We start from the raw sequence: 25,597 nt of genomic DNA on the forward strand, positions 1-25,597 counted from the left end.
TCTCCTTGACGAGGTGCTGATCAGAGATGAGAGGGAGGCGGACGGCTCAGCGGACCGTGCCCCGGCGCAGGGTGACGGCGCCCGACGGGCACGCCCACACGGCCTGTCCTACGGCGGCCAGTTCGGAAGCCGGCGGCGAGTCGTCCAGCACGAGCACCAGCCCGTCGTCGACCGCTTGGTCGAACACGGCCGGTGCGGCGAGCACGCATTGCCCCGCCCCCACGCAGAGGTGCCGTACCGCACGGACCCGCTCCGGCTCGGACGGCCGGTCTGTCGCGCTCACGCGGACTCCTCCCCTGCGTTCTTCGGGTGACGTCGGTGCCGCCACCACGCACACAGTAGTTGATAACGATATTCATATTCAACACTGGTCGGCGCCTCCTGTCACGGCCGGAGCGATCGCCGACGGCCCGCCCACCCGGCAGGTCGAACGGTTCTCCTGACGTGGCGTACGGCGCACCTGCCCGCTTGTCCTCACCCCCCGCCCGGCACTACTGTCGCCACGCCTTGGTGAACGGGAAATCCGGTGTGATGCCGGTGCGGCCCTCGCCACTGTGATCGGGAAGTCCGGCTCCGGCCCTCACGGGCAGCCACTGGGTCCTCGTGACCCGGGAAGGCGGAGCTCGGGCGGTGGTACCCGTAAGCCAGGAGACCGGCCAAGGCACTTCAACCATCCACGAGGTGCTGGAGAGGGTCTGCCGAGTCATGCATATAGCCGAGGGTTTTCTGCCTCCGGCGCACGCGATCGCCTGGGGTGTCGCGTCCGCGCCGTTCGTCGTCCACGGAGTCCGGTCGCTCACGCGTGAGGTCAGGGAACACCCTGAGAGCACGCTGCTCCTGGGGGCGTCCGGGGCCTTCACGTTCGTTCTCTCCGCCCTGAAGATCCCGTCTGTGACGGGGAGTTGTTCGCATCCCACCGGCACGGGGCTGGGGGCCATCCTGTTCCGCCCACCGGTCATGGCCGTGCTGGGCACCATCACTCTGCTGTTCCAGGCCCTGCTGCTCGCCCACGGCGGCCTGACCACGCTCGGCGCCAACGTCTTCTCGATGGCGGTCGTCGGCCCCTGGGCGGGGTACGCCGTCTACAGGCTGCTGCGCAGGTACGGCGCGGCACTGATGGTGGCGGTGTTCTGCGGCGCGTTCGCCGCAGACCTGTCCACCTACTGCGTCACCAGCGTGCAGCTGGCACTCGCCTTCCCCGACCCGAGCAGCGGATTCGCGGGCGCGCTGGGCACGTTCGGTTCGATCTTCGCGGTCACCCAGATCCCTCTCGCCGTGAGCGAGGGGCTGCTGACCGTACTGGTGATGCGTCTCCTCGTGCAGTCCAGCAGGGGGGACCTGACCCGGCTCGGCGTGTTCGTCACCGGCAGGCGGGCCAGGACCGGCACAGCCGGGACCGAGGCGGTGGCGCGATGAACAGGAACACCCGGATCAACGCCCTTCTGCTGCTCGTCGTGGCCGCGCTGGCCGTCCTTCCCCTGGTCCTCGGCCTCGGTGAAGGCGAGAAGGAGCCGTTCGCGGGCGCCGACGCCCAGGCCGAGACGGCGATCACCGAGATCGATCCCGACTACGAACCCTGGTTCTCCCCGCTGTACGAACCGGCGTCCGGCGAGATCGAGTCGGCGCTGTTCGCCCTGCAGGCCGCACTCGGAGCGGGCGTCCTCGCCTACTACTTCGGGGTGCGGCGCGGGCGCCGTCAGGGCGAGCTGCGCGCGACGGCCCAGCGGGACAGCGGTGGCACAGGGAGCCCCGCCGGGGACTCCGAGGGCCGGAGGAACTGAGCACCCGTGCTGCCGATCGACGCGGCGGCGCACAGCAGCCGCTGGCGCCGCCGCCATCCCGTGGACAAAGCCGTGCTCGGCCTGGGGCTCACGCTCCTGGCGATCTCGCTGCCGCCCTGGCCTGGCGCGGTCCTGGTCCTCGCCGTCTCCCTCGCGTTGCTGCTGGGGCCCGCAGGGGTGACCGCCCGTCATCTGTGGCGGGCGTACCGGGTGCCTCTGGGTTTCTGTGTCACCGGGGCCGCCACGCTCCTCGTGCAGGTCGGCGGGCCGGACGGACCCGTCGGCCTGGCCGGCGGAGGGCCGGTCCGCGCCGGGGAGCTGCTGCTGCGCACCTCGGCCGCCTCGCTCGGGGTGCTGCTGTTCGCCTTCACCACCCCGATGTCCGACCTGCTGCCCCGCCTGGTAGGGGCGGGGGTGCCCGCGCCGGTGGTGGATGTCGCGCTGGTGACGTACCGCATGAGCTTCCTGCTCCTCGACTCGGTACACCGCATCAGGGAGGCCCAGGCGGCCCGGCTCGGACACACCACCCGGGCGGCGGCCTGGCGGTCCCTGGCGGGACTCGGGGCCACCGCGTTCGTCAGGGCCTTCGACCGCGCCGCCCGGCTCCAGGCGGGGCTTGCCGGGCGCGGCTACGACGGCACCCTGCGCGTCCTGGTGCCCGAGGTCCGCGTATCCGTCCGGTTCGTGGCCGCGAGCGTCACCCTGCTCGCCGCCCTCACCGTCCTGACCCTCGCCCTGGAAAGGCCCCTGTCATGACCGGATCCGCGCTGCTCGCCCTGCGGGGCGCGTCCTTCGCGTACGAGGACGGCCCCGCCGTGCTCAGCGGCCTCGACTTCGAGGCGCACGAGGGACGTGCGCTCGCCCTGCTCGGCCGGAACGGCAGCGGGAAGACCACCCTGATGCGGCTCCTCAGCGGCGGACTGCGCCCGCGTGACGGGCAGTTGACGGTCGATGGGCGCCCGGTCACGTACGACCGCAAGGGGCTGACCCGGCTGCGTACCACCGTCCAGCTGGTGGTGCAGGACCCGGACGACCAGTTGTTCGCCGCGTCCGTCTCCCAGGACGTGTCGTTCGGGCCGCTGAACCTCGGACTGTCCGACACCGAGGTGCGGGGACGGGTGGACGAGGCGCTGACCGCCCTCGACATCACGGCCCTGGCGGACCGGCCCACCCACCTCCTCTCCTACGGCCAGCGCAAGCGGACGGCCATCGCGGGCGCGGTCGCGATGCGGCCCCGCGTGCTGATCCTCGACGAGCCGACCGCCGGGCTCGATCCGGACGGCCAGGAACGGCTGCTCGCCACGCTCGGTTCCCTGCGTGAGGGCGGCACCACCGTCATGATGGCCACCCATGACGTCGACCTCGCCCTGCGCTGGGCCGACGACGCCGCGCTCCTGACCCCCTCCGGCGTGCGCGCCGGCCCCGCGCCGTCGATGCTGGCCCGCACGGATCTTCTGCGGGAGGCGGGGCTGCGGCTGCCGTGGGGCATAGCCGCCGCCCGGATTCTGCGGGCGCACGGTCTCCTGGACCCCGCGGCGCCCGGCCCCCGCACCGCGGAACAACTTTCGGCGGACCACTCCTCTCCGACGGGTATCTGACGCTCCGGCATAAAACACCGACCGGTATTCCGGCAGTTCGATACACCCGCTTATGCCGAACCGATGTACGAATATGGCCGACGCCATTCCGCTCGCACATGCATGAGCCGTACAGGCGTCACGAATCTCGAATGCCGAGAACCCATAATGAGGCACATCCCCAGGCCACAGGGCTTCCTCGTACTGTTCGACTCGACGGGCATCGACTTTCGGACTCTTCGCGAAGGGCGAACTCCACAAGTCCTCCGGCCTGTTAGCGTCCCGAAAGAGGAGCGGCGAAGTCGAGCGGGAGGTGACGCGTGCGAACGACGGCGGTCCGGTGCGTGCTCGCGTTCCTGATGGGCTTCCTCCTGGCCCCGCACTCCGGCACGCCGTCGGCTGACGCGCACGCGTACGCCCGGGCCATTCAGTCGGAACACTCTCCGGAGGGGAATGCCACGTCGGCACACGGCGGGTACGGCACCTGTGGGACATCCGAACGCGGAAGCGAGTCGAACGGCCTCCTGCGCCCTCGTGACCGGCATCGCTCCGCGACCGTTCACGCTCCCGAACCGCCGTCGCGGTCCGTGATGGCGAGTGACGTCGTCGGCATACTCGCTCCGGCGGCCGTCGTCGCGACGGGCCACGCGCACCACGCCTCCAGGGCGTCGAACGCCCACTCCTCCCCCGTGCTCCAGGTGTTCCGCTGCTGAGCTGACCCGAGGCGCTCGGACACCTGCCCCTGCCGCGGTCCTGCGGGACCCCATCGGCCCGGGGCCGTGCCGAGCCGCCCACCCGCGCCCCCCACCGCTCGTACGCATGGCGACGCGCCGGCCTCAGGCGCGCCAGGAGGTACCACTGCTGTGTCATCCCTCGACGACCGCCCCACCGGACAGTTCCCATGGATCAGCGACGACCCCGTCTGGGCGCCTCCGCCCGGCGACGTGCGCCCGGCCCCCTTCCGCACGGGATGAGGGCCGCCATGGACCGTCTCGGTACCTTCCCCCACCTGCGGCAGGATTTCGCCGCGTCACTCGTCGTCTTCCTCGTCGCCCTGCCGCTGTGTGTGGGCGTCGCCGTCGCGTCCGGCGTCCCGGCGGAACTGGGCCTGATCACCGGCATCGTGGGCGGTCTCGTCACCGGTCTGATGCGCGGCAGCAGTCTCCAGGTGTCGGGCCCTGCCGCAGGTCTCACCGTGCTCGTCCTCGAGGCCGTCCAGGCCTTCGGGCTCCCCGCGCTCGGGGTGATCGTGCTCGCCTCCGGGCTGTTGCAGCTCGCCATGGGCGCACTCCGACTGGGCCGCTGGTTCCGGGCCATCTCGATCTCGGTCGTCGAGGGCATGCTCGCGGGAATCGGGCTCGTCCTCATCGCGGGGCAGCTCTACGCGGCCGCCGGTGTCGAGGCACCGCTCTCCGGTACGGGGAAGATGGCCGGCATCCCGGGGCTGCCCGCCGACGTCGTGACGAGCACCACGGCGCTCGCCTCGGTCGCGGTCTGCGCCGCGACCATCGCCCTCGTGGTGGGGTGGAACAGGATGCCGAAGCGGGTACGGGCCGTTCCCGGCGCGCTCGCCGCGGTCGTGTTTGCCACTCTCGCGACCCTGGCGTTCGGCCTGCCGGTCGAGACGGTGCGGGTAGAGGGCCTGCTCGACGCCGTCCAGCTCCCCGCCCTGTCCGAGTTCGGCGGGCTCGCAAGCCTCAGTCTGCTCGGGACGATCGCCGCCTTCACCCTGATCGCCTCCGCGGAGAGCCTGTTCAGCGCCGCCGCGGTCGACCGGCTGCACGACGGCCCGCGTACGCATTACGACAAGGAGCTGATGGCCCAGGGCACGGGCAACACCGTGTGCGGATTCCTCGGCGCGCTGCCGATGACCGCGGTCATCGTGCGCAGCTCCGCCAACGTACAGGCGGGGGCTCGCACCCGGGCCTCCCGGGTGCTGCACGGCGTGTGGCTGCTGCTGTTCGCGGCACTGCTGCCGTCCGCGCTGGGGCTCATCCCCCTGCCGGCCCTCGCGGGCATCCTCATCCACGCGGGATGGAAGCTGATCCCGCTGCGCCCGCTCGTGGAGCTGTGGCGTGAGCACCGCGGTGAGGCGCTGATCCTGGTCGTCACCGCCGTGGCGATCGTGACGGTGAACATGTTCGAGGGTGTGCTGACGGGGCTGGCCCTGTCGGTGGCCAAGGCCGCCTGGGACGCGTCGCACATCAAGCTGGAGGTCGTCGGCAGCGGTCCCGACGGAGTCCGGGCCCGCCTGTCCGGCAACGCGACGTTTCTGCGGCTGCCGAAGATACTCGACAGCCTGGAGGCACTGCCCAGGGACCGTCCGGTCTCGCTGGACCTGTCCGGCCTGCACCACCTGGACCACGCCTGCCGCACGGCGCTGGAGACCTGGGCGGAGCGGCACAGCGCGTCCGGGACCGAGCCTGTGCGGCTGACCCGGACGGACGTGGTGGAGGCTGCCCCCTGAGAAGACGGAGGGCTCGCCGGGCGCCTTCAGCGGGCGTTCCGGCGAGCCGTCCGCGGTGGTCAGCCGTTGGGCAGGATCACGGCGCGGCCGTTGACCTTGCCGGCGTGCAGCCGCTCGTAGGCGAGCGGGGCCTCGTCGATGGAGTACGTCTCGACATGCACGTCGACGGCGCCGGCATGGGCGAGCTCGATGACTTCGGCCAGTTCCTTGCGCGAGCCCCAGTACGGCGCGGTGACCGACGTGGAGAACGGCAGGACGCCGAATCCTACGGGCAGCAGCCCGCCGCCGATGCCGACGATGGTGACGTCGCTGTCGACGGAGGCCATCGCCCCGGCCGTCTTCACCGTCGGCTCGGCCCCGACGAAGTCGAAGACGACCTTGGCGCCGATGCCGCCGGTGAGCTCGCGGACCTTGGCTGCCGCGTTCTCGTCGGAGAGCACCGTCTCGTGGGCGCCGACGGTCCGGGCCAGCGCGAGCTTCTCCTCGGTGACGTCGAGCGCGATGACCCGCACGGCGGTCATGGCGCGCAGCAGCTGGATGGCGACGTGGCCGAGGCCGCCGGTGCCGATGACCACGGCAGTGGCGCCGGGCAGCAGCTTCGGCAGCGAGCGCTTGATCGCGTGGTAGGGCGTGAGGCCGGCATCGGTCAGCGAGACCGTCTTGACCGGGTCCAGGTCGCCGATGGGCGTCAGGTGACGGGCGTCGTCGACGATCATGTACTCGGCCATGGCACCGGGGTTGCCCAGTCCGGGCGGGTTGATGCCGAGGTCGGCTGCGCGCAGGCAGTAGTTCTCCCGGCCCTCCGCGCAGTTCACGCAGGTGCCGCAGCCCCAGGGGCCGTAGACGGCGACCGAGTCGCCCACCGAGAAGCCCTCGGCACCGTCACCCAGCGCGGCGACCGTGCCGACGCCCTCGTGTCCGAGGGTGAGCGGCAGCTCGTAGGGGAATCCCTCCGCGGGCCAGCTCATCACGGCGATGTCCGAGTGGCAGACGCCCGCGGCGGTGACCTTCAGCAGGATCTGGCCGGGCCCTGCCACGGGCTCGGGTATCTCGACGACCTCGGGCGCGGCGCCGACGGTGCGGTACTGGACGGCTTTCATGTCTCTCCTTCGATTCTCCGTACGTCCTTTGTGACCCTGGTGGTGGCGATGCGCCACCCGGGGGGTCAGGAGGCGGAGTAGCCGCCGTCCACCAGGTGGTAGCTGCCGTGGATGAAGGAGGCTCGGTCGGACAGCAGGAAGGCGGTGAGCTCGGCGACCTCTTCCGACGTGCCGAGGCGGCCGGCCGGGTGCAGGGAGATCAGGTGTTCACGGGCCGGGGAGTCGGTGTCGCGGAGCAGCGGGGTGTCGATGAAGCCGGGTCCGACCGCGTTGATGCGTACGTTCCGGGCGGCGTACTCGAGTGCGGCGGTCTTGGTGAGGCCGACGACGCCGTGCTTGGCCGCCACGTAGGCCGGGGAGCCGGCGAAGCCGTTGGTGCCGAGGATCGACGCCATGTTGACGACGGCGCCGCCGCCCGCGGCGAGAATGGCCGGGAGCTCGTAGCGCATCGAGTAGAAGACGCCGCTGAGGTTGGTGGCGACGACCTTGTCCCAGGCCTCGATCCCGTACTCGCCGGTGGGCTGCGCGGGACCGCCGATGCCGGCGTTGTTCACGGCGAGGTGCAGTGCGCCGAACGTGTCGACGGCGAACTGGACACCTGCCTCGACCGAGGCGGGGTCGGTGACGTCGAGTGCCACCGCCGCCGCGCGGGCGCCGGTGGCCGTCAGCTCGTCGGCGGCCTTGCGGGCGCTCTCCTCGTCGTAGTCGGCGACCACGACGGCCGCGCCGCTCGCGGCGAGCCGCCGGGAGAGGGCCAGGCCGATGCCGGACGCGCCACCGGTGACGAGGGCGACCTTGCCCGCGAATTCCGTCTCGTAGGCGGTGGGGAGGTTGGTGCTCATGCTGTGCTTCCTTGCGTGTTGCTGTGGGGCGCCGGCCCGCCCTGCCGGGAGTCCAGCAGGTTCGTGGAGAGGGCGTCGAAGGCTTGTACGACGAACTCGGGCAGGGCTGCCGGTCGGCCGCCCCGTACCCACGCCGCCTGGGCCGCGAGGAGCGCTCCGGCCCCTGCGGCGACGGCCACGGCGGGACGGAGATCCCGTCGTGGATCGGCACCGATCCGTTCCGCGATGATCCTGACCGACTCCTCCTGGGCGTCCACACGGATGTGGTGGTACGCCGCGTACAGGGTCGGCTCCTCCTCGGCCATGACCAGCAGGTCGAAGATGCGCGGCCGCAGGTGCCAGGGCTTCGCCTCCGTGTCGTCCAGCCAGTCGAGGACGGCCAGACGATAGGCGGTGAGCGGTGGCTCGGCCGCGGGACGCTCGCGGAGCGCCCGGTTGATTCTGTCGCCGTCGCCCCGCACTGTGTCGAGGACGGCGGCCTCCTTGCTCGGGAAGTACCGGCTGAAGGTGCGCCGGTCGACGTCGGCCGCCTGCGCGATCTCCTCGACCGTCACACTCCGCAGACCGCGCTCGAGCACCAGCTCGAACGCGTGCTGAGCCAGCGTGTCCCGGGTCCTGCGCGCCTTGCGGCCTCGCCTGTCCGGGTCGTTCCCTGTCGAGCTCATAGGTGCATCGTACACCTTGAAATGTCCCGATGGGACTTTTGTCTCATCGGGACATTCGGTCACGGACTCCCGCCTTCGGAACAACGGCCGGCCGGTCACGAGGCTCCCTGCGCACCTTTCGGCACGTAGGGCCGTTAGGGGTACCGCGGACGTACCCCGCACCCCTGCCGGAAGGACGCCTGATGCCCGAGAAACCCCTTACCCGCCGTCTCCTGGTCCTGTCGGCCACGGCGGCTGCCTGCACCGGCACCCTGAACACTCCAGCCGTGGCAAGCACGAACGTCCTGGCTGTCGGCAACCCCGGCTTCGATACCACGATGATCAACATGAACCACGCGGTCACGGCGGCCGGCAGGACCACGCACGGCAGCGGGCTGGGCAACGGCTTCGTCCAGTTGCCCGTGGACACCCCCCAGAACCGCGGCGGTGGCGGAAGCATGCTCTTCTCCGACCGTTCGCTGAAGACCGGAGTCTCCCCGGTGGTCTGGGAACGATGAGGGGCCGACGATGGCGGGGGCTCCTCACACGGGTCTGGAGACCGGCGGCGCTCCGGAAGCGCCGCCAGGAGGACACATGGCCGGCGGGTCTGACATCGGGGGCCGTGTCGGGAGCCGTGTGCGGGAGTGAGCCGGTCAACGGTTACCGCGTTCTCGAACAAGTGGTGCGGCTTCCGGTATCCACCTGGCGGTACCACTGGGACCCGCCGCACGTACGTCACTTGGGGCCCATGGCTCAGGATTGGTGGAAGGCGTTCGGAGTCGGCGAGAACGACAGAACGATCTGCTGCACCGATGCCAACGGGGTGGCCGTCGTCGCCATCCAGGCCCTGTACCGGGAACTGGCCGAGCTGCGGGACGAGGTCACCGCCCTGCGGGCCCGGACTCCCCCGGGACGGCATCCCGGCCGTTCCTGAGCACCCCCGTCACAGGCGCGGTCTGCCGCACCGGATGGTGCGGCAGACCACGCCTGTGACATGAGCCCGGTTACGGCAGGGAGGTGCCGCCCTCCGGCGTGTCCTTTCCGCGCCGGCTGAGGACGCCCGGCCACCAGGCGGTGGGCCCGATGTCGCGGACGAGGGCGGGCACCAGGAGCGACCGCACGACGAGGGTGTCCAGCAGGACGCCGAACGCCACGATGAACGCGATCTGGACCAGGAAGGCCAGCGGGATGACCCCCAGGGCCGCGAAGGTGGCCGCCAGCACGACCCCGGCCGAGGTGATGACCCCGCCCGTGGTGGTCAGCCCGCGGAGCACGCCCTGCCGGGTGCCGTGGACCAGGGACTCCTCGCGGACCCGGGACATCAGGAAGATGTTGTAGTCGACCCCGAGCGCGACCAGGAAGACGAATCCGTACAGCGGGACGGAGGAGTCGGTACCGCTGAAACCGAGGACGTGCTCGAAGACGAGCGAGGCGATTCCCAGCGTGGCGAGGAAGTTCAGCGCCACCGTCGCCACGAGCAGCAGCGGCATCAGCAGGGAACGGAGCAGGCCGATCAGGATCACGAGGATGATGACCAGCACCACCGGGACGATGATGTTGCGGTCGTGTTCGGCGGTCTTCTGCGTGTCGTACTGCTGCGCGGTGTAGCCGCCGACGAGCGCTTCGGCACCGGACACCTCGTGGACCGCGTCGCGGAGCCGCGTGACGGTCTCCTTGGCGGCGTCGCTGTCGGCCGTGTCCGACAGCGTGGCGTCGATGCGGACCCGGCCGTCCACGACGAGCGGTTCCCCGCCGCCGCCCGGACGTCCGGAGGCCGTCACCACGGACACGCTCGCGACGCCGGACACGTCCTGGGCCGCGGTGACCACCTGCTGGGTGCGGTCCGCGTCGGCGATCACGACGGCGGGGTTGCCCGATCCGCCGGGGAAGTGCCGCCCCAGGGTCTCCTGCGCGCTGACCGACGGCGCGTCGTTGACGAAGATTTCCTTCAGGGGTACGCCCTTGGAGTTCAGCGTCGGCATGAAGGCGGCGCACGCGAGGAGGCCGATCAGCGTGACGGCCCACACCTTGCGCGGGGAGCGGTCGACCAAACCGGCGATCCGCGACCAGATTCCCGTCGAACCGGACGCGGGCTCGACGCCGCCCTTCTTCGGCTTGGCCGGCCAGTACGCGGCCCTGCCCAGCAGGACCAGCACGGCCGGCAGGAAGGTGAGCGTGCTGAGGACGGAGCACACGATGCCGATGGCACCCACGGGCCCGAGGGCGCGGTTGTTGGTCAGATCGCTGAGCAGGAGGGCGAGGAGCCCCAGCGCGACGGTGGCCGCGCTGGCCGTGATCGGCCCCGCGGACTCACGGAGCGCGGCTCGCATCGCCGCCCACCGGTCGGCGTGCCGGCCCAGTTCCTCGCGGAACCGCGCGGTGAGCAGCAGGGCGTAGTCGGTGGCGGCCCCGATCACCAGGATCGACAGGATGCCCTGCACCTGTCCGTCGACCCGGACGATGTCGTGGTCCGCCAGAACGTAGACGATCGCACAGGAGACGCCGAGAGCGAGGACCGCGCCGATGATGATGATCAGGGGCAGCAGCACGCTCCGGTACACCAGGAGCAGGATGACGAGCACGGTCACCAGGGCGACACCGAGAAGCAGTCCGTCGATGCCGGCGAAGGCGTCGGACAGATCGGCCTGTGAGGCCGCGGGGCCGGCCAGTCCGACCACCGTTCCGGGCACCCGTTCCGCCGCGGTGCGGATGTCGGCGAGCACGTCGGGCAGGCCGTCGTCGAGGTCGGGCCTCAACTGGACGACCCCTTCGAGCGCCTGACGGTCCTTCGACGGCAGCGCGGGGCTCACCTGCCCGGTGACACCCGGTCCGTCCTTGACGGAGGCGAGCGCGGCCGTCGCGGCCTCCTGCTGCTCCGCGTCGAGCTTCGCGCCCTCCGTCTCGGACGTCCAGACCACGACGGCGGGGACGGTCTGCTGCTTGCTGAACGCCTTCTGGGCCTCGACGACCTGGGTGGACTCGGCGCTCTGCGGCAGGAACGAGGCCTGGTCGTTGGTGGCTACTTCACCGAGTTTCCCGGCGTACGAGCCGAACGCGCCGCCGACGGCGAGCCAGGCGAGGACGAGGAATACAGGGACGAGGAAGAGCCGGCGGACCGGCTTCGATGCGGTGGACATGGGGCTCCCGGGTCGGCCATGATCTCTCGATCATGATGTATCTCAATGATTGAGATTACATGCCCCGAAGCACACCTCCGCGACGACGGGGCCGTTCAGCGCCGGGGAATCTGCATTCGGGCGAGTTCGCCGTTCATCCGGCCGAGGAAACGGAGTGCGGCTTCCAGCTCCTGCGGCCCGGACGCCGAGCGCGCCCCTGCCGCCGCCTCGGCGAGAGGCATGAAGAAGGAGCGGGCGGCCGACCTGGCCCCTGATTCGTAGTACAGATGCACGACACGCCGGTCGGCACTCTCACGCGCGCGCCGGATGTGACCGGCGCGCTCCAGCCGGTCCAGACACGCGGTGACCGCACCGGATGTCAGGCCGAGGTGCTCCCGCAGCCTGCCGGGGGTCAGCGGCACGTCCGCGTCGAGGATCGCACCCAGCGCCTGCACGTCGGTGGCATGGAGGCCCTGCGCATGCGCGAACGCGTGAACCAGCCGGTTGATCTCGCCGTTCATCCGGCGCAACTCCACGGCGAGCGCCTGGAGCTCCGGCAGCCCGGTGGGGCCGGGGCCCGCTCCGTCACGAGGGTCGTCCGCACTGTTCACCGCCCCATACTAGGGCGCCCCTATACTTCTACAGTTGTGTAGAACTCTGCTGAACGCGTTCTCCGCGTACGGAAGAAGGAGCGGACGCCACGATGGTGTTCAAGAAACTGCTCGGCTCACTCGGCGTCGGCGGCCCCACCGTCGACACGGTACTGGATCCCGGTGCCGTCACTCCCGGCGGCAGCCTCGGCGGCCGGGTCCATCTGAAGGGCGGCAGTGCCGATTTCACGATCGAGCACATCACGCTGGAGCTCGTCGCACGCGTCGAGGCCGAGCAGGACGACGGCGAGTCCGAGGGCACTGTCGCCTTCGAGCGCTTCACCGTCAGCGGCGGGTTCGTCCTGGCGGCGGACTCGGAGCACAGTATTCCGTTCACCGTGTCCCTCCCGTGGGAAACCCCGGTCACCGAACTCTACGGACAGGACCTCGGGATCACTCTCGGCGTACGCACGGAGCTCTCGGTCTCGGGCTCCAGGGACAAGGGCGACCTCGACCGGCTCACCGTGCGCCCCCTGCCCGCCCAGGAGGCCGTGCTGGAGGCGTTCGGGAAGCTCGGGTTCGGCTTCCGATCCGCCGACCTGGAGCTCGGGCACATCCGCGGCAGCGGACAGCGACTGCCCTTCTACCAGGAGATCGAGCTCTCACCCGCACCTCGGTACGCGGACCGGGTCAACGAGGTCGAGGTGACGTTCCTCGCGGGAGCGGACGCGGTGGAGGTCGTCCTGGAGGCGGACAAGCGCGGCGGCCTCCACGGCGGCGGCGACAGCATCAGCCGCTTCACCGTCGGCGCGCACGAGATCCGGAGCCGCGACCTGGCCGCCGAGATCGACGGGTGGATCCGGGCGCTGGCCGAGGCCCGTTCGTCGTACGGCGCCCCGGACACCCACGGACACGGTGACGGCTCCGCGCATCACCACTCGGGCCCCGGCCTGGGCACCGCGGTGGCCGTCGGGGCGGCAGGTCTCGCCGTCGGCGTCGTGGGCGGGATGGTCGCCGCCGAAGTCATCGACGAGGTGGGCGACTTCTTCGAGGGCGACGAGGAGGAAGAGGGAGGCGACGAGGGCTGACGCCCGGCCGGCGAGATGCCCTGCCGCGGGCTTCTACAGTGTTGTAGATTTGGCCCGCCCGGGTGCTCAGGGCATCTTCGCGGTCGCCGTGAGAGCGGCCCACACCGTCAGGGAGAGACAGCCGCCATGTTCGGAATCAGCGAGATCGCCATCTTCATCATCCTCGCCACCCTGGTCTTCGGCGCCAGGAAGCTCCCCGAACTCGCCCGGTCCCTGGGCAAGTCGGCCCGGATCCTGAAGAGCGAGGCGCGAGCCCTGAAGACGGACGGCAGCGCGCCGGGCGACCCTGCGGGCCCGGCGACCGGCACGGCGGACCCTCATGTCATCAAGGGCACCGTCACCGGGAGGACCGAACAGCGCTGATCCCCCGCCCGCCCCGCCACCCGGTGGGGTGGGCTTCGGCGTGTCAGGGCCCCGTCGGCGAGCGGAATCCTCCGCACGGGTGACACCGTGTCCGAAGACACACGAGCCGGAGCGAGGGGCCATGGACAGCAAGGACGACGACGGACTGCGGTGTCTCGTGACGGGCGCGACGGGATACATCGGGGGCCGCCTCGTCCCCGCCCTGCTGGACGCCGGCCACCGGGTTCGCTGTCTGGCGCGTACGCCGGAGAAGCTCCGGGACTACCCGTGGGCGGGCGATGCCGAGATCGTCAAGGGCGATGTGACGAACCCGGAGTCCGTGCGCACGGCGATGGCGGGCATCGATGTGGCGTACTACCTGGTGCACGCGCTGACCACCGGATCCGGTTTCGAGAAGACCGACCGCGACGCGGCCCGGATCTTCGGCGAGCAGGCGCGGGCCGCGGGGATCCGGCGCATCGTGTACCTCGGGGGACTCACCCCTGCCGATGTCCCCGAACGGGACCTCTCCCCCCACCTGCGCTCCCGCGCGGAGGTCGGACGCATCCTGCTCGCCTCGGGGGTGCCGACGACCGCGCTGCGCGCCGCGATGATCATCGGCTCGGGGTCGGCGTCCTTCGAGATGCTGCGCTACCTCACCGAGCGGCTCCCGGTCATGATCACCCCCAGCTGGGTGTCGACCCGGATCCAGCCGGTCGCGGTCCGGGACGTCCTGCGCTACCTCGTGGGCAGTGCCCGCATGCCCGCCGACGTGAGCCGCGCGTTCGACATCGGCGGTCCGGACGTCATGACGTACCGCGCGATGATGCAGGAGTACGCGCAGGTCGCCAAGCTCCGCCACCGGCTGATCCTGGCGGTGCCCATGCTCTCGCCGGGGCTGTCCAGCCACTGGGTCGGACTGGTCACCCCCGTGCCCGCGTCGATCGCCCGCCCGCTCGCGGAGTCCTTGCGCTACGAGGTCGTGTGCCACGAGCACGACATCTCCGACCACGTCCCCGACGGCCCGGGGCAGCCCTTCTCCTTCGCCACCGCGCTCTCCCTCGCCCTGCAGAGGATCCGCGAGGCGCGGGTGACGACACGGTGGTCCTCCGCCTCCACCCCCGGCATCCCGAGCGATCCGCTGCCCACGGACCCCGACTGGGCGGGCGGCAGTCTGTACACCGATGTCCGCGAGCTCGACGTGGACGCCTCACCCGATGCCCTGTGGCGGGTCATCGAGGGGATCGGCGGTGACAACGGCTGGTACTCGTTCCCGCTGGCGTGGGCGGTCAGGGGATGGCTGGACCGGCTGATCGGCGGGGTGGGGCTGCGCCGGGGCAGACGGGACGCCCAACGGCTGAGGGTCGGCGACTCGCTGGACTTCTGGCGGGTCGAGGAGATCGAGCCCGGCCGACTGCTCCGGCTCCGCGCGGAGATGCGGCTGCCCGGCCTGGCCTGGCTGGAGATGCACGCCGAGCAGGGCGTGGACGGCCGGTCCCACTACCGGCAGCGGGCCGTCTTCCATCCCTACGGGCTGCCCGGCCACGCGTACTGGTGGAGTGTGTCCCCCTTCCACGCGGTGGTCTTCGGCGGGATGGCCCGCAACATCGCACGCGCCGCCGGCAGGGAATCGGCCAGGGGGCGGTCATGAGCGTCGCGATCGTCCTGTTCACCGCCGATCTCCGGCTGCACGACCACCCGCCGCTGCACGCGGCCCTCGCGTCGGCCGACGAGGTGGTCCCGCTGTTCGTCCTGGACGACGCCGTCGAGGCCGCCGGATTCGGCGCGCCCAACCGGCGCGCGTTCCTGGCCGACTGCCTCCGGGACCTGGACTCGGGTCTCCGCGAGCGCGGCGGACGCCTGGTCCTGCGGCAGGGCGACATCGCCGACGAGGTGGGCCGGATCGTCACCGAGACCGGTGCGGACGCGGTGCACATGGCGTCGGACGCCAGCGCGTTCGCGCAGCGCCGCGAGGAACGCCTCCGCGAGGCCCTCGTCTCCGCGGGCTGCCGACTGCGCGTGCACGACGCCGTGGTCACGGCGGTCGCGCCCGGTGCGGTGGTGCCGTCGGGTGCGGGCAGGAATCACTTCTCCGTCTTCACCCCGTACTTCCGCCGCTGGTCCGAGGAGGGCGTCCGCGCCCCGTTCCGTGCGCCGCGCGCCGTACGCGTGCCGGAGGGCCCGGCTTCCGCCGCGCTGCCTTCCCGGCCGGGCACAGGCCTCTCCCCCGGCCTCGCCGAGGGCGGGGAGGCCGAGGGACGGAGGCTGTTCACCACGTGGCGGCGGCAGGGACTCGCGTCGTACGAGGAACGCCACGACGACCTCGCGGGCGACGCGACCTCACGGCTCTCCCCGCACCTGCACTTCGGGACACTCTCCCCCACCGAGCTGGTCGACCGGTCCCGCGCCGTGGGCGGCCCCGGCGCGGAAGCGTTCGTACGGCAGCTGTGCTGGCGGGACTTCCACCGCCAGGTCCTGGCCGCACGCCCGGTGGCCTCCCACGCCGACTACCGCCCCCGGCAGGACGGCTGGCGCACCGGGCGGGCGGCGTCGGACGACACGGCGGCCTGGAAGGAGGGCCGCACCGGTTACCCGGTGGTGGACGCGGCGATGCGGCAACTGCTCCACGAGGGCTGGATGCACAACAGGGGCCGGCTTCTGACGGCGAGTTTCCTCGCCAAGACGCTGTACGTGGACTGGCGCACCGGAGCGCGCCATTTCCTGGAGCTGCTCGTGGACGGGGACATCGCCAACAACCAGCTCAACTGGCAATGGGTGGCCGGGACAGGCACGGACAGCCGGCCCAACCGGGTGCTCAATCCGGTGACACAGGCCAAGCGGTACGACCCCGACGGTGCGTACGTCCGCCGCTGGGTGCCCGAGCTCGCAAAGATCCCCGGGCCGGCCGTGCACGAGCCGTGGAAGCTGCCGGAGGCGGAACGCTCACGCCGCGGCTACCCGGAGCCGGTCGTGGGCCTTGCGGAAGGCCTGGCCCGCTTCAAGGAGGCGCGCGGACTGGACTGAGAGCTCAGATCCTGCGGTAGCGGGCGTTGGCCCAGGAGAAGAGGCCGAAGGCTGCCAGCCCGACCGCGACGAAGGCGAGCAGCCAGGGACCGGCGGGCGTCTCGGTGAAGGAACGCAGGGTGTCGTCCATGCCCTTGGCGCGGCCCGGTTCGTGCCGGACCGCCGCCGCGATGGCGAATCCGCCCGCCGTGACGAAGACCGCGCCCCGGACGGTGCCGCCGAAGACACCGGTGATGTCGACGGCCTGACGGGTCCTCCTCGTCATCTCGCCCGTCTTGAGGTGCTTGCGGTACTTGCGTGCGGCGGCCCGGTACGCCATCCAGAGCCCCGCACCGATGACGGCGGCGCCCGCGACACCGACGATCCACGGACCGCCCGTCCACTGCAGCGCGCGCGCCGTGACGTCCTCGGTCTGCCGGTCGCTCGATCCGCTGCCGCTGCCCCCGTCGCCGGCGGCGTAGGAGAGCACGGAGTACGCCACGAAAGCGTAGAAGAGGAAGCGTCCCGCGGCCATGGCCCGCTTGCCCGGCTTGCCGCCGTCGGGACCCGCCTGGCCGAAGAACGCCTCGGACAGGCGCCACAGGGCCATGCCGGCCAGCGCGGCACCGAGTGCCCACAGCAGGATGTGGCCGAAGGGCTGCTCGGCCACTTCGGAGAGTGCTCCGCCCCGGTCGGCCTGCTTCCCGCCACCGTCGGAGAAGGCGATGCGCAGTGCGAGCAGACCCACCAGCAGGTAGATCACCCCCCGTGCCACGAACCCGGCGCGGGCACCCACGTCCATGGCACGGCTGCGCGCGGCTCTTCTGGCCTGACCACGTGCGTTCATCGACAGTGCATTCGCATTCATGCACTCCCGAGTGCCCCTGAAACGGCGAACGATGCCAGGGCTACGCTCCCTCGTCGTCCTGTTCGTTCCCGGCCGGCGTCTGCCCCTTGGCACGGCGCCCGACGACGGACGCCGCTGCCAGGGCGCTGCCCGCGAACGCCAGGGCGACGACCCACGGACGGTCGAGGACGTGCCCGGTGGCATGGTCCAGGGAGTACCGGCCGGCGCCCGTCACCCCGATCGCGGCGGCCGCGAAGCCGAGGAACGCCGGGTACTCGTAGCCGCCGCCGGTGGCGAAGAAGCCGGCGGGAGCGTGCACGGCGACGGCACCCGCCATCGTGCCCGCCGCGGCGGCACCCGCCGCGGGGGTGGCGAGGCCGAGGGCCAGCAGGACTCCGCCGCCCGCCTCACCGAGTCCGGCGGCCATGGCGCTGTGCTTCGGCGGGTGGAAACCCATGGCCTCCATGGCCGCGGTGGTCCCCTCGATCCCCCCGCCGCCGAGGCATCCGCCCAGCTTCTGGCTGCCGTGAGCCGCCAGGACGGCTCCCGTACCGACCCTGAGGACGAGGAGTCCGAGGTCACGTCGGTTGATGCAGGTCATGGGTGTCTCCTGTCGACGAGGAGGAGCAGCGGCGGTGAGCCGTACGGATCCACTGTCGTCCTGGCCGTGCGGCGGGGTTCGATGGTGTTACGCCATTCGTGGGCCGCCCGTGCCTGGACTGCGACGTACGCCATTGTGCAACTAGTTGCATAACTCCGCTCGGGTGGTCTACAACTGGCTCGACGACACCTGCGAGGAGCCCCGGATGAGTCCGTACCCCACCCTGCTGAGCCCGCTCGACCTCGGATTCACCACCCTCCCGAACCGGGTGCTGATGGGCTCGATGCACATCGGTCTGGAGGAGGCCGAGCGCGGTTTCGAGCGGATGGCCGCCTTCTACGCGGCGCGCGCACGCGGTGGGGTGGGCCTCATGGTCACCGGGGGGATCGCGCCGAGCGAGCGTGCGTGTTCCTTCCCGGGCGGCGCCATGATGACCACCGAGGCGGAGGCGGAGCAGCATTCCGAGGTCACGGCGGCCGTGCACGCCGAAGGCGGCCGGATAGCGATGCAGATCCTGCACTTCGGGCGTTACGCCCATCATCCGGACCTGGTGGCACCGAGCGCGCTCAAGGCCCCCATCAGCGGGTTCACCCCGCACGCGCTCGACGACGACGAGGTCGAGGAGACTATCGAGGACTTCGTCCGGGCCGCCGAGCTGGCGCGGCACGCGGGCTACGACGGTGTCGAGATCATGGGCTCCGAGGGCTATCTGATCAACGAGTTCATCGTCGCCGCGACCAATCACCGCGAGGACCGCTGGGGCGGCTCGTACGAGAACCGCATCCGCTTCCCCGTCGAGATCGTGCGCCGGGTCCGCGAGCGGGTCGGCCCCGACTTCATCCTGATCTACCGGCTGTCCATGCTGGACCTGGTGCCCGGCGGTTCCACGCTGGAGGAGGTCATCCGTCTCGCACGCGAGGTGGAGGCGGCCGGCGCGACCATCATCAACACGGGCATCGGCTGGCACGAGGCCCGCATCCCGACCATCGCGACCTCCGTGCCGCGCGGCGCGTTCACCTGGGTCACGGAGAAGGTGCGGGGCGCGGTCTCCGTGCCTCTGGTGACCAGCAACCGCATCAACACCCCCGAGCTGGCCGAGGAGATCCTCGCCTCGGGCCGTGCCGACATGGTGTCGATGGCGAGGCCCTTCCTCGCCGACCCGGACTTCGTGGCCAAGGCCGCCGAGGGCCGCGCCGACGCGATCAACACCTGCATCGGCTGCAACCAGGCCTGCCTGGACCACGTGTTCAGCCGGCAGATCACCTCGTGCCTGGTGAATCCGCGTGCCTGCCACGAGACCGAGCTGGTGCTCGCGCCGACCCGTGTGCGCAAGCGCGTCGCCGTGGTCGGCGCCGGGCCCGCGGGGCTGGCGTGCGCGGTCACCGCCTCGGAGCGCGGGCACGCGGTGACGCTGTTCGACGCGGCCGACGAGATCGGCGGTCAGCTGAACGTCGCGCGCCGGGTCCCCGGCAAGGAGGAGTTCGACGAGACGCTGCGCTACTTCCGTACCCGGCTCGCGGAGGAGGGGGTCGAGCTCCGGCTGGGTACGCGTGCCACCTCCGCCGCACTGGACGGCTTCGACGAGATCGTCCTCGCCACCGGTGTCGAGCCGCGTACCCCCGCGATCCCCGGCGTCGGGCACCCCAGCGTGGTCAGCTATCTGGACGTCCTGCGCGACGGCGCGACGGTCGGCGACCGGGTGGCGGTCGTCGGGGCGGGTGGGATCGGCTTCGACGTCGCCGAGTTCCTGACCGACGGGGGCGACGCGGCGAGCCTGGACCCGGAGGTGTTCTTCCGGCAGTGGGGCGTGGACACGGCCTACGCGGACCGGGGCGGGCTGCGGGCCCCGGAGCGTCCGAAGCCGCCACGCGCCGTGCATCTGATCCAGCGCAGGGCGAGCAAGGTGGGCGCCGGACTCGGGAGGACGACCGGATGGATCCACCGCACCGAACTGCGTCACCGCGGCGTGACGATGATCGCGGGGGCCTCCTACGACCTGATCGACGACGAGGGCCTGCACCTCACCGTGGACGGTGAGCAGCACCTGTTGCCGGTCGACACCGTGGTGCTGTGCGCGGGCCAGGAACCGCGCCGTGAGCTGTACGAGGAGCTGCGGGCCGCGGGGCGTCCGGTGCACCTCATCGGCGGCGCCGACGTGGCCGCGGAGCTGGACGCCAAGCGCGCCATCCGCCAGGGCACGGAGCTCGCCTCGGAGCTGTGAGCGCTCGGCCCCGCCGCCCCCGGCCTGCGGCCCTCCTAGCCCGGGCCGCCGCCCGAGGTGCCGACCGGTTGCGGGCGCGGCGTCAGCGGTTCGGTGGCACGGGGGCCGGTGACGGAAGGGCCGGTGATGACGACCCTCGAAGGGCGCCCGGGGCCGGCGGGCGCGGGCACGGCCCCGGACGCGCTCCGCGTCTGTGCCCGGCTGAGCAGGATGACCCCCCGCACGGCGGCCCCGGCGCCGATGAGCGCGGGGACCAGGCCCAGCAGGCCGCCCTGGATGCGTTCGCCGAGCAGCACGAGGCCGATCGCGGCGGCGGCGACGGGGTTGGCGAGGGTGACCACGGCGAGCGGCGCGCCGAGGCCGCCCCGGTAGGCGGTCTGGGAGAGCATCAGGCCGCCCAACGCGAAGAACGAGACGAGCACGGCCACGACGATCAGCCGCGGGCTCAGCAACGGGCCCGAGTGGTCGGTCGCGGCGACGGTCAGGGTCTGGGTGAGCGCGGACGCCACCCCGGACGTGATGCCCGACGCCGCGGCGTGCCGGAGGCCGGGGCGGGCGCCCGGGCGGCTGAGAGCGGCGACGAGTGCCATGGTGACTCCCCCGACGCCCAGTGCCTGAGGGAGGCTCAGCGTGTCGTGGGGCGCGGCACCGCCCGCGGCGAGGAGCAGAGCGGCGAGGCCGACGAGGGTGAACAGCGTGCCGCGCCATTCCGTACGGCTGACCCGGCGACCGGCGGAGCGGGCTCCCAGCGGGACGGCGGCGACGAGGGTGAGCGCGCCGAGCGGCTGGACCAGGGTGAGCGGTCCGTACTTCAGTGCGGCGACGTGCAGCAGCGCCCCGCCCGCGTTCAGCCCGACCGCCGACCACCAGGCTCCTCTGCCCAGCAGGCTGAGCGCTCCGGCGGAGGGGTCGGTCCGGCCGGCGAGCCGGGCCTGCGCCACCGCGGCGGCCGCGTAGGCGCCGGCGGAGACGAGGGAGAGCGCGACGGCTATGAGCGTGGCGTTCATCGTCGCACCCCGGACCGCGCGTACGCGGGCGACGCGTAGCGCTGCGGGACGACCACGGGCCAGGCCGGATGCGTACGGACCGGTGTGCGCGGCAGCCGGAGCGCGGCGTAGGCGACGGCGAGCAGGGCGGTGACCACGATCGCGTCGAGCCAGTAGTGGTTGGCGGTGCCCACGATGACGAGCAGCGTGAACAGCGGGTGCAGCAGCCACAGCAGGCGCAGGCGGGAGCGCGTGGCGACGATCAGCCCGACGGCGACCGCCAGGGCCCAGCCGAAGTGCAGGGAGGGCATGGCCGCGAACTGGTTCGCCATGGAGTCGGTCGCGGGGGCGTCCCCGTAGACCGTGGGTCCGTAGACCTGCCCGGTGTCGACGAGGCCGGCGGCGCGCAGCATCCGCGGCGGGGCGAGCGGGAAGAGCAGGTGCAGGGCGAGCGCCGCGCCGGTGAGCGCGGCCAGGACGCGGCGTGACCAGACGTAGTGGCGTGGGCGGCGCCAGTACAGCCAGACCAGGAAGGCCAGGGTGGCCGGGAAGTGTACGGCCGCGTAGTAGGTGTTCGCCGTGTGGACGAGCGTGGTGCTGTGCAGCAGAACGCTCTGCACGGCTCCCTCGCCGGGGAGGCCGAGGGCTCGCTCGACGCTCCAGACGTGTCCGGCGTTGTGGAAGGCCTCCTCGACATGGCCGTTCGCGGCCTGCCGGCCGAGTTTGTAGACGAGGAAGAGTCCGGCTACCAGTAGCAGTTCACGGACGAGGGGCGGTCGGGCTGAGGTGTCCGGCTCCCGCTCCGCAGGCTCACTGCGGGTGTACATCACCCGTGCCCCTTTGCTGACGATGCGCTGTGACGACGTGGGCATGGCCTGTCCATGCCTCATCGATACGCCAGTGTACCGATACGTAGACGTATCGGTACACTGGCGTATCGGTACACTGCGTACCGAGGGTCCCGCCGCAGAGTCGCAGAGAGGGAAGCAGATGCCGTCGCCCGGTTCAGCACAGGAGCCAGCACTCGCGTCACGCCGGTCGAAAATCACACCGGAGCGGGCCCAGGAGCTCTACGCCGCCGTGCTGGATCTGCTGCGGGAGAGCGGTTACGACGCACTGACCATGGAGGGCGTCGCTTCCCGCACCCGGTGCGGGAAGTCGACCCTGTACCGCCAGTGGGGCTCCAAACCCGAACTGGTCGTCGCCGCACTGCACGGCACCCGCAGGACCCTGTTCTCGGACATCGACACCGGCAGCCTGAGCGGCGATCTGCACGAGGTGGCGCAGGTGGTGGAGGCCGCGTCCGGGCAGGACACCGCACTGATGCACGCGCTCAGCCATGCCGCACTGCAGAATCCGGACCTGCACTGCGCACTGCGCTCCACCCTGATCACACCGGCCATCGGCGCGATCGACGCGATGGTCGAGCGGGCCGTCCGGCGCGGTGAGATCGCGGCCTCCAACCCCGCGGCGGACTATGTGGCCGCGCAGGTGCTCGGCATCATGCGCGCCCGGCCCCTCCTGGACTCGCGGTACGCCGACGACACCTTCCTCACCCGCTTCATCGAGTGCGCCGTGCTCCCCGCACTCGGACTCCCCTCCCCCCCACCCGCCACCCGGGGCGGCGGGACCCGATGAACGTGGGCCGTCGCCCGAGCGGATGACGACGGCCCACCCGCGCGCCGCACCGTGGGGACGGGGTCGGCGCACACCGGGTCGGCCGGTGGTCTCCTCGGAGACCACCGGCCGACCCCTTTTCGTCCCACACCACCCCTTCTCGTCCCCTTGACGATATACATCGGGACGCATTATCGTCTCCATGACGAGAAAGAGGGGGTCCCGACATGGCCGACATCACCCGGCGCTTCGGCTGGCGCCACCTGCGCTCCGCGCCCACCACCCACATCCGCCACCACAAGCGCGGCAGGCTCGCCCACGACGGCACCGGACTGAGCTTCTGGTACCGCTCGCTCTCGGCGGCGCTCTCGGAGGTCCCGGTCGACGACCGGGAGCTGGCCATGGCGTTCCACGCCCGTACCGCGGACTTCCAGGACGTCACCGTGCAGGCCACGGTCACCTACCGGATCAGCGACCCGGCCGGGGCCGCCGCGCGGCTCGACTTCTCGGTGGACCCTGACACCGGGGTCTGGCGCGGCGCACCGCTGGAGCAGATCGCCACCCTGCTCACCGAGACCGCGCAGCAGCACACCCTGGACGTCCTGGCCCGCACTCCGCTCGCCGCCGCGCTGGTGGACGGGGTCGCCACCGTGCGGGAACGGGTCGCCTCCGGGCTCGCGGCCGAACCCCGGCTGCCCGACACCGGTATCGACGTGGTCGCCGTACGCGTAGTCGCCATCCGCCCCGAGGCGGAGGTCGAGCGGGCCCTCCGCACCCCGGCCCGGGAACAGATCCAGCAGGAGGCCGACCGCTCGGTGTACGAGCGCCGGGCGGTCGCGGTCGAGCGTGAGCGCACCATCGCCGAGAACGAGCTCGCCAGCAAGATCGAGCTGGCCCGCCGCGAGGAGCAGCTGGTCGACCAGCACGGTACCAACGCCCGCAGGGAGGCCGAGGAGAAGTCCGCGGCCGACGAAGTGCGTACGGCCGCCGAGGCCGCCCGCACCGTGCGGCTGGCCCGCGCGGAGGCGGAGGCCGCCCGAGACGTCGGCGCGGCGCGCGCCGAGGCACAGGCTGCCTGGCTGCGGGCGCACGCGGACGCCGATCCCGGCACGCTGCACGCCCTGGCCGCGACGCGACTGGCCGAGAACCTGCCGCGCATCGACAGCCTCACCCTGTCCCCCGACGTCCTGACGGGGCTGCTCGGCCGGCTCGCCAGGCCGGAACCTGAGGCCCGGGCGTGAGCCTGGCCCCGCGCGCGGTGCTGGTGCACCGCACGACCGAGTACGAGGAACTCCTGGCGCGGCACGGCACGCACGGGCAGGCGGCGTTCGTGCTCGCCGGCCGCGGCCGGTCCATCGAGGAGGTGGCCGAGCGCCACCGGCGCAACGAGCGGGCACTCACCGAGGTGGCGGCCGCCGTGCCGTTGCGGTGGCGGCGGTCCCGGGTGGAGCGGGCGGACCTCGACCGTTTCCTGTTCGGACCCGAGGACGTGGTCGTGGTGGTCGGTCAGGACGGGCTGGTCGCCAACGCCGCGAAGTACCTGTCCGGCCAGCTGGTGGTGGGCATCGACACCGACCCGGGCCGCAACCCGGGGGTGCTCGTACGCCACCGGGCCCGTGACACGGCGGCGCTGTGCCGGGCCGCCGTGTCGCCCGGCGGGCCGCTGGACGCCCTCACCATGACCGAGGCCGTCGCGGACGACACACAGCGGCTGCTCGCCCTCAACGAGATCTACCTCGGGTCGCCCGGCCATCAGACCGCCCGCTACCGCATCGGCCCGGACGGGTCCCCGGCCGCCGCCGAGTCCCAGGCCTCGTCGGGGGTCCTGGTCGGCACCGGGACGGGCTCCACCGGCTGGCTGCGCTCCCTGTGGACCGAGCGCGGCAGCACGCTGCCGCTGCCGGCTCCCTCCGATCCCCGGCTGGTCTGGTTCGTGCGCGAGGCCTGGCCGTCCCCGGCCACCGGAACGTCGATGGTCGCCGGAGAGCTGGGACGCCGGGACGGTCTCAGACTCACCGTCGAGTCGGACCGGATGGTGGTGTTCGGCGACGGGATGGAGTCCGACGCGCTGGAGCTGACGTGGGGGCAGTCGATCCGGCTCGGGGTCTCGGACACCACCTTGAACCTGGTGGCGTGACCCCGCGCGAGGACCGCCATCACCCCTTCGTACATCCCGCCCCGGAACGCCTGCACCCAGGGTGGGGCCTAGAGCAATTAAACATTTGCCTAGGCCTCATAGGCAGAGTTAGCGTCGACTCCATGAGAGCCGTGAGTGAGCAGGACATCCGCGCGTCGTTCGTCAACTGTTCCAAGGGGGAGGCGAAGCGTCTGCCCATGCCCCGCGACCTGGAGGAGCGCCGCTGGGACGATCTGGACTTCCTGGGCTGGCGTGATCTCTCGGCACCGGACCGGAGCTACATCGTCACCGAACTGCACGGCGAACTCATCGGCGTCACGCTCCGCTTCCCGTCCCACCAGCGCGGCTTCCTGCACCGCAGCATGTGCTCGGTCTGCCTGACCACACACCCGGGCAGCGGGGTCTCGCTGATGACCGCCCGGAAGCGGGGACAGGCCGGCAGGGACGGCAATTCGGTGGGCATCTACCTGTGCACCGATCTGGCCTGCTCCCTGTACGTACGCGGCAAGAAGGACCCCGCGCCCGGCGGGCGCTTCGAGGAGTCGTTGACCGTCGAGCAGCAGATCGAGCGGACCAGGGGCAAGCTCTCCGCGTTCCTGGATCTGCTCGCCGCCTGACCGGGCGGGGCTCGCCGCCCG

Annotated in this window: 27 protein-coding genes and 1 riboswitch; of the genes, 16 read left to right on the forward strand and 11 right to left on the reverse strand. The window is 71.7% G+C overall.

The genetic code is table 11. From position 1 onward, the window contains the following. Positions 1 to 46 precede the first annotated feature (46 nt). Positions 47 to 283: a ferredoxin gene (locus ABT001_RS02905; RefSeq protein ID WP_351271338.1), complete on the reverse strand. Its 237-nt coding sequence runs from the start codon at positions 281 to 283 to the stop codon at positions 47 to 49. A 208-nt stretch (positions 284 to 491) separates the two neighbouring features. Continuing rightward, positions 492 to 675: riboswitch (cobalamin riboswitch) on the forward strand. A 30-nt stretch (positions 676 to 705) separates the two neighbouring features. Here ABT001_RS02905 and ABT001_RS02910 point away from each other — a divergent pair. The 4 genes from ABT001_RS02910 to ABT001_RS02925 are packed head-to-tail and all read left to right on the forward strand — an operon-like array spanning position 706 to position 3,379. Then, the gene (locus tag ABT001_RS02910) at positions 706 to 1,416 is read left to right on the forward strand and encodes an energy-coupling factor ABC transporter permease (RefSeq protein WP_351271341.1); all 711 of its coding nucleotides are present in this window, start codon (positions 706 to 708) and stop codon (positions 1,414 to 1,416) included. Next, positions 1,413 to 1,781: an energy-coupling factor ABC transporter substrate-binding protein gene (locus ABT001_RS02915; RefSeq protein WP_351271344.1), complete on the forward strand. Its 369-nt coding sequence runs from the start codon at positions 1,413 to 1,415 to the stop codon at positions 1,779 to 1,781. Before ABT001_RS02910 ends, ABT001_RS02915 begins: the two co-directional genes overlap by 4 nt. 6 nt (positions 1,782 to 1,787) lie before the next feature. Beyond that, the gene (gene cbiQ / locus ABT001_RS02920) at positions 1,788 to 2,537 is read left to right on the forward strand and encodes a cobalt ECF transporter T component CbiQ (protein WP_351271347.1); all 750 of its coding nucleotides are present in this window, start codon (positions 1,788 to 1,790) and stop codon (positions 2,535 to 2,537) included. Beyond that, entirely contained in the window at positions 2,534 to 3,379 is an 846-nt protein-coding gene (locus tag ABT001_RS02925) for an ATP-binding cassette domain-containing protein (protein ID WP_351271350.1), read from the forward strand. Before cbiQ ends, ABT001_RS02925 begins: the two co-directional genes overlap by 4 nt. A 538-nt stretch (positions 3,380 to 3,917) precedes the next feature. Here ABT001_RS02925 and ABT001_RS02930 read toward each other — a convergent pair. Then, positions 3,918 to 4,094 (reverse strand): hypothetical protein, encoded by a 177-nt coding sequence (locus tag ABT001_RS02930; protein ID WP_351271353.1) that lies wholly within the window; start codon positions 4,092 to 4,094, stop codon positions 3,918 to 3,920. Positions 4,095 to 4,340: 246 nt separating this feature from the next. Here ABT001_RS02930 and ABT001_RS02935 point away from each other — a divergent pair, with 246 nt between their 5' ends. Beyond that, positions 4,341 to 5,825 carry a SulP family inorganic anion transporter gene (locus ABT001_RS02935; protein WP_351271356.1) on the forward strand — a complete coding sequence of 495 codons (1,485 nt, stop codon included), beginning with the start codon at positions 4,341 to 4,343 and terminating at the stop codon, positions 5,823 to 5,825. Positions 5,826 to 5,884: 59 nt separating this feature from the next. Here ABT001_RS02935 and ABT001_RS02940 read toward each other — a convergent pair whose 3' ends face one another. From ABT001_RS02940 to ABT001_RS02950, 3 genes are all read right to left on the reverse strand, one after another. Then, positions 5,885 to 6,925, reverse strand: coding sequence for an NAD(P)-dependent alcohol dehydrogenase (locus ABT001_RS02940; RefSeq protein WP_351271358.1), 1,041 nt, complete (start codon positions 6,923 to 6,925; stop codon positions 5,885 to 5,887). Between the two features lie 65 nt (positions 6,926 to 6,990). Beyond that, a complete protein-coding gene (locus ABT001_RS02945) occupies positions 6,991 to 7,767 on the reverse strand; it encodes an SDR family NAD(P)-dependent oxidoreductase (protein ID WP_351271361.1) in 777 nt (258 codons plus the stop codon). After that, positions 7,764 to 8,432, reverse strand: coding sequence for a TetR family transcriptional regulator (locus ABT001_RS02950; RefSeq protein ID WP_351271363.1), 669 nt, complete (start codon positions 8,430 to 8,432; stop codon positions 7,764 to 7,766). Before ABT001_RS02950 ends, ABT001_RS02945 begins: the two co-directional genes overlap by 4 nt. 182 nt (positions 8,433 to 8,614) lie before the next feature. On the opposite strand from ABT001_RS02950, the gene ABT001_RS02955 reads away from it, so the two are divergent. Both ABT001_RS02955 and ABT001_RS36035 read left to right on the forward strand, forming a co-directional pair. Continuing rightward, complete coding sequence (locus ABT001_RS02955; RefSeq protein ID WP_351271366.1) at positions 8,615 to 8,929, forward strand: hypothetical protein; 315 nt, start codon at positions 8,615 to 8,617, stop codon at positions 8,927 to 8,929. Positions 8,930 to 9,159: 230 nt separating this feature from the next. Next, positions 9,160 to 9,345, forward strand: coding sequence for a hypothetical protein (locus ABT001_RS36035; protein WP_502967406.1), 186 nt, complete (start codon positions 9,160 to 9,162; stop codon positions 9,343 to 9,345). A 70-nt stretch (positions 9,346 to 9,415) separates the two neighbouring features. Here ABT001_RS36035 and ABT001_RS02965 read toward each other — a convergent pair whose 3' ends face one another. Continuing rightward, complete coding sequence (locus tag ABT001_RS02965) at positions 9,416 to 11,548, reverse strand: MMPL family transporter (protein ID WP_351271372.1); 2,133 nt, start codon at positions 11,546 to 11,548, stop codon at positions 9,416 to 9,418. A 95-nt stretch (positions 11,549 to 11,643) separates the two neighbouring features. Continuing rightward, positions 11,644 to 12,138: a MarR family winged helix-turn-helix transcriptional regulator gene (locus ABT001_RS02970; RefSeq protein ID WP_351271375.1), complete on the reverse strand. Its 495-nt coding sequence runs from the start codon at positions 12,136 to 12,138 to the stop codon at positions 11,644 to 11,646. A 92-nt stretch (positions 12,139 to 12,230) separates the two neighbouring features. Between ABT001_RS02970 and ABT001_RS02975 the strand changes: the two genes are divergently transcribed. From ABT001_RS02975 to ABT001_RS02990, 4 genes are all read left to right on the forward strand, one after another. Further along, entirely contained in the window at positions 12,231 to 13,205 is a 975-nt protein-coding gene (locus ABT001_RS02975) for a sporulation protein (RefSeq protein ID WP_351271378.1), read from the forward strand. Positions 13,206 to 13,331: 126 nt separating this feature from the next. After that, positions 13,332 to 13,568 carry a twin-arginine translocase TatA/TatE family subunit gene (locus ABT001_RS02980; RefSeq protein WP_351271381.1) on the forward strand — a complete coding sequence of 79 codons (237 nt, stop codon included), beginning with the start codon at positions 13,332 to 13,334 and terminating at the stop codon, positions 13,566 to 13,568. 121 nt (positions 13,569 to 13,689) lie between these two features. Further along, a complete protein-coding gene (locus ABT001_RS02985) occupies positions 13,690 to 15,198 on the forward strand; it encodes an SDR family oxidoreductase (RefSeq protein ID WP_351271384.1) in 1,509 nt (502 codons plus the stop codon). Continuing rightward, complete coding sequence (locus tag ABT001_RS02990) at positions 15,195 to 16,571, forward strand: cryptochrome/photolyase family protein (RefSeq protein ID WP_351271387.1); 1,377 nt, start codon at positions 15,195 to 15,197, stop codon at positions 16,569 to 16,571. Before ABT001_RS02985 ends, ABT001_RS02990 begins: the two co-directional genes overlap by 4 nt. 4 nt (positions 16,572 to 16,575) lie before the next feature. Here ABT001_RS02990 and ABT001_RS02995 read toward each other — a convergent pair whose 3' ends face one another. Continuing rightward, positions 16,576 to 17,397 carry a DUF1206 domain-containing protein gene (locus ABT001_RS02995; protein ID WP_502967407.1) on the reverse strand — a complete coding sequence of 274 codons (822 nt, stop codon included), beginning with the start codon at positions 17,395 to 17,397 and terminating at the stop codon, positions 16,576 to 16,578. Between the two features lie 61 nt (positions 17,398 to 17,458). Further along, the gene (locus tag ABT001_RS03000) at positions 17,459 to 17,998 is read right to left on the reverse strand and encodes a DoxX family protein (RefSeq protein ID WP_351271392.1); all 540 of its coding nucleotides are present in this window, start codon (positions 17,996 to 17,998) and stop codon (positions 17,459 to 17,461) included. Between the two features lie 205 nt (positions 17,999 to 18,203). On the opposite strand from ABT001_RS03000, the gene ABT001_RS03005 reads away from it, so the two are divergent. Beyond that, positions 18,204 to 20,219 (forward strand): oxidoreductase, encoded by a 2,016-nt coding sequence (locus ABT001_RS03005; RefSeq protein WP_351271558.1) that lies wholly within the window; start codon positions 18,204 to 18,206, stop codon positions 20,217 to 20,219. A 35-nt stretch (positions 20,220 to 20,254) separates the two neighbouring features. Here the strand turns inward: ABT001_RS03005 and ABT001_RS03010 are convergent, their stop codons facing one another. After that, positions 20,255 to 21,226 carry a DMT family protein gene (locus ABT001_RS03010; protein WP_351271395.1) on the reverse strand — a complete coding sequence of 324 codons (972 nt, stop codon included), beginning with the start codon at positions 21,224 to 21,226 and terminating at the stop codon, positions 20,255 to 20,257. Beyond that, positions 21,223 to 22,032, reverse strand: coding sequence for a phosphatase PAP2 family protein (locus ABT001_RS03015; protein WP_502967408.1), 810 nt, complete (start codon positions 22,030 to 22,032; stop codon positions 21,223 to 21,225). The genes ABT001_RS03010 and ABT001_RS03015 overlap by 4 nt, the downstream gene beginning before the upstream one ends. A 163-nt stretch (positions 22,033 to 22,195) precedes the next feature. On the opposite strand from ABT001_RS03015, the gene ABT001_RS03020 reads away from it, so the two are divergent. The 4 genes from ABT001_RS03020 (at position 22,196) to ABT001_RS03035 (ending at position 25,576) form a co-directional block, all read left to right on the forward strand. After that, on the forward strand, positions 22,196 to 22,843 hold the full coding sequence (locus tag ABT001_RS03020; RefSeq protein ID WP_351271397.1) for a TetR/AcrR family transcriptional regulator: 648 nt from the start codon (positions 22,196 to 22,198) through the stop codon (positions 22,841 to 22,843). A 206-nt stretch (positions 22,844 to 23,049) separates the two neighbouring features. After that, positions 23,050 to 24,063 carry an SPFH domain-containing protein gene (locus tag ABT001_RS03025; RefSeq protein ID WP_351271400.1) on the forward strand — a complete coding sequence of 338 codons (1,014 nt, stop codon included), beginning with the start codon at positions 23,050 to 23,052 and terminating at the stop codon, positions 24,061 to 24,063. Continuing rightward, a complete protein-coding gene (locus tag ABT001_RS03030) occupies positions 24,060 to 24,959 on the forward strand; it encodes a diacylglycerol kinase catalytic domain-containing protein (protein WP_351271403.1) in 900 nt (299 codons plus the stop codon). Before ABT001_RS03025 ends, ABT001_RS03030 begins: the two co-directional genes overlap by 4 nt. A 122-nt stretch (positions 24,960 to 25,081) precedes the next feature. Further along, a complete protein-coding gene (locus ABT001_RS03035) occupies positions 25,082 to 25,576 on the forward strand; it encodes an FBP domain-containing protein (RefSeq protein ID WP_351271406.1) in 495 nt (164 codons plus the stop codon). Positions 25,577 to 25,597: the final 21 nt, after the last annotated feature.

This window comes from Streptomyces sp. NPDC002793 (assembly GCF_040295485.1).
GTDB lineage: Bacteria > Actinomycetota > Actinomycetes > Streptomycetales > Streptomycetaceae > Streptomyces.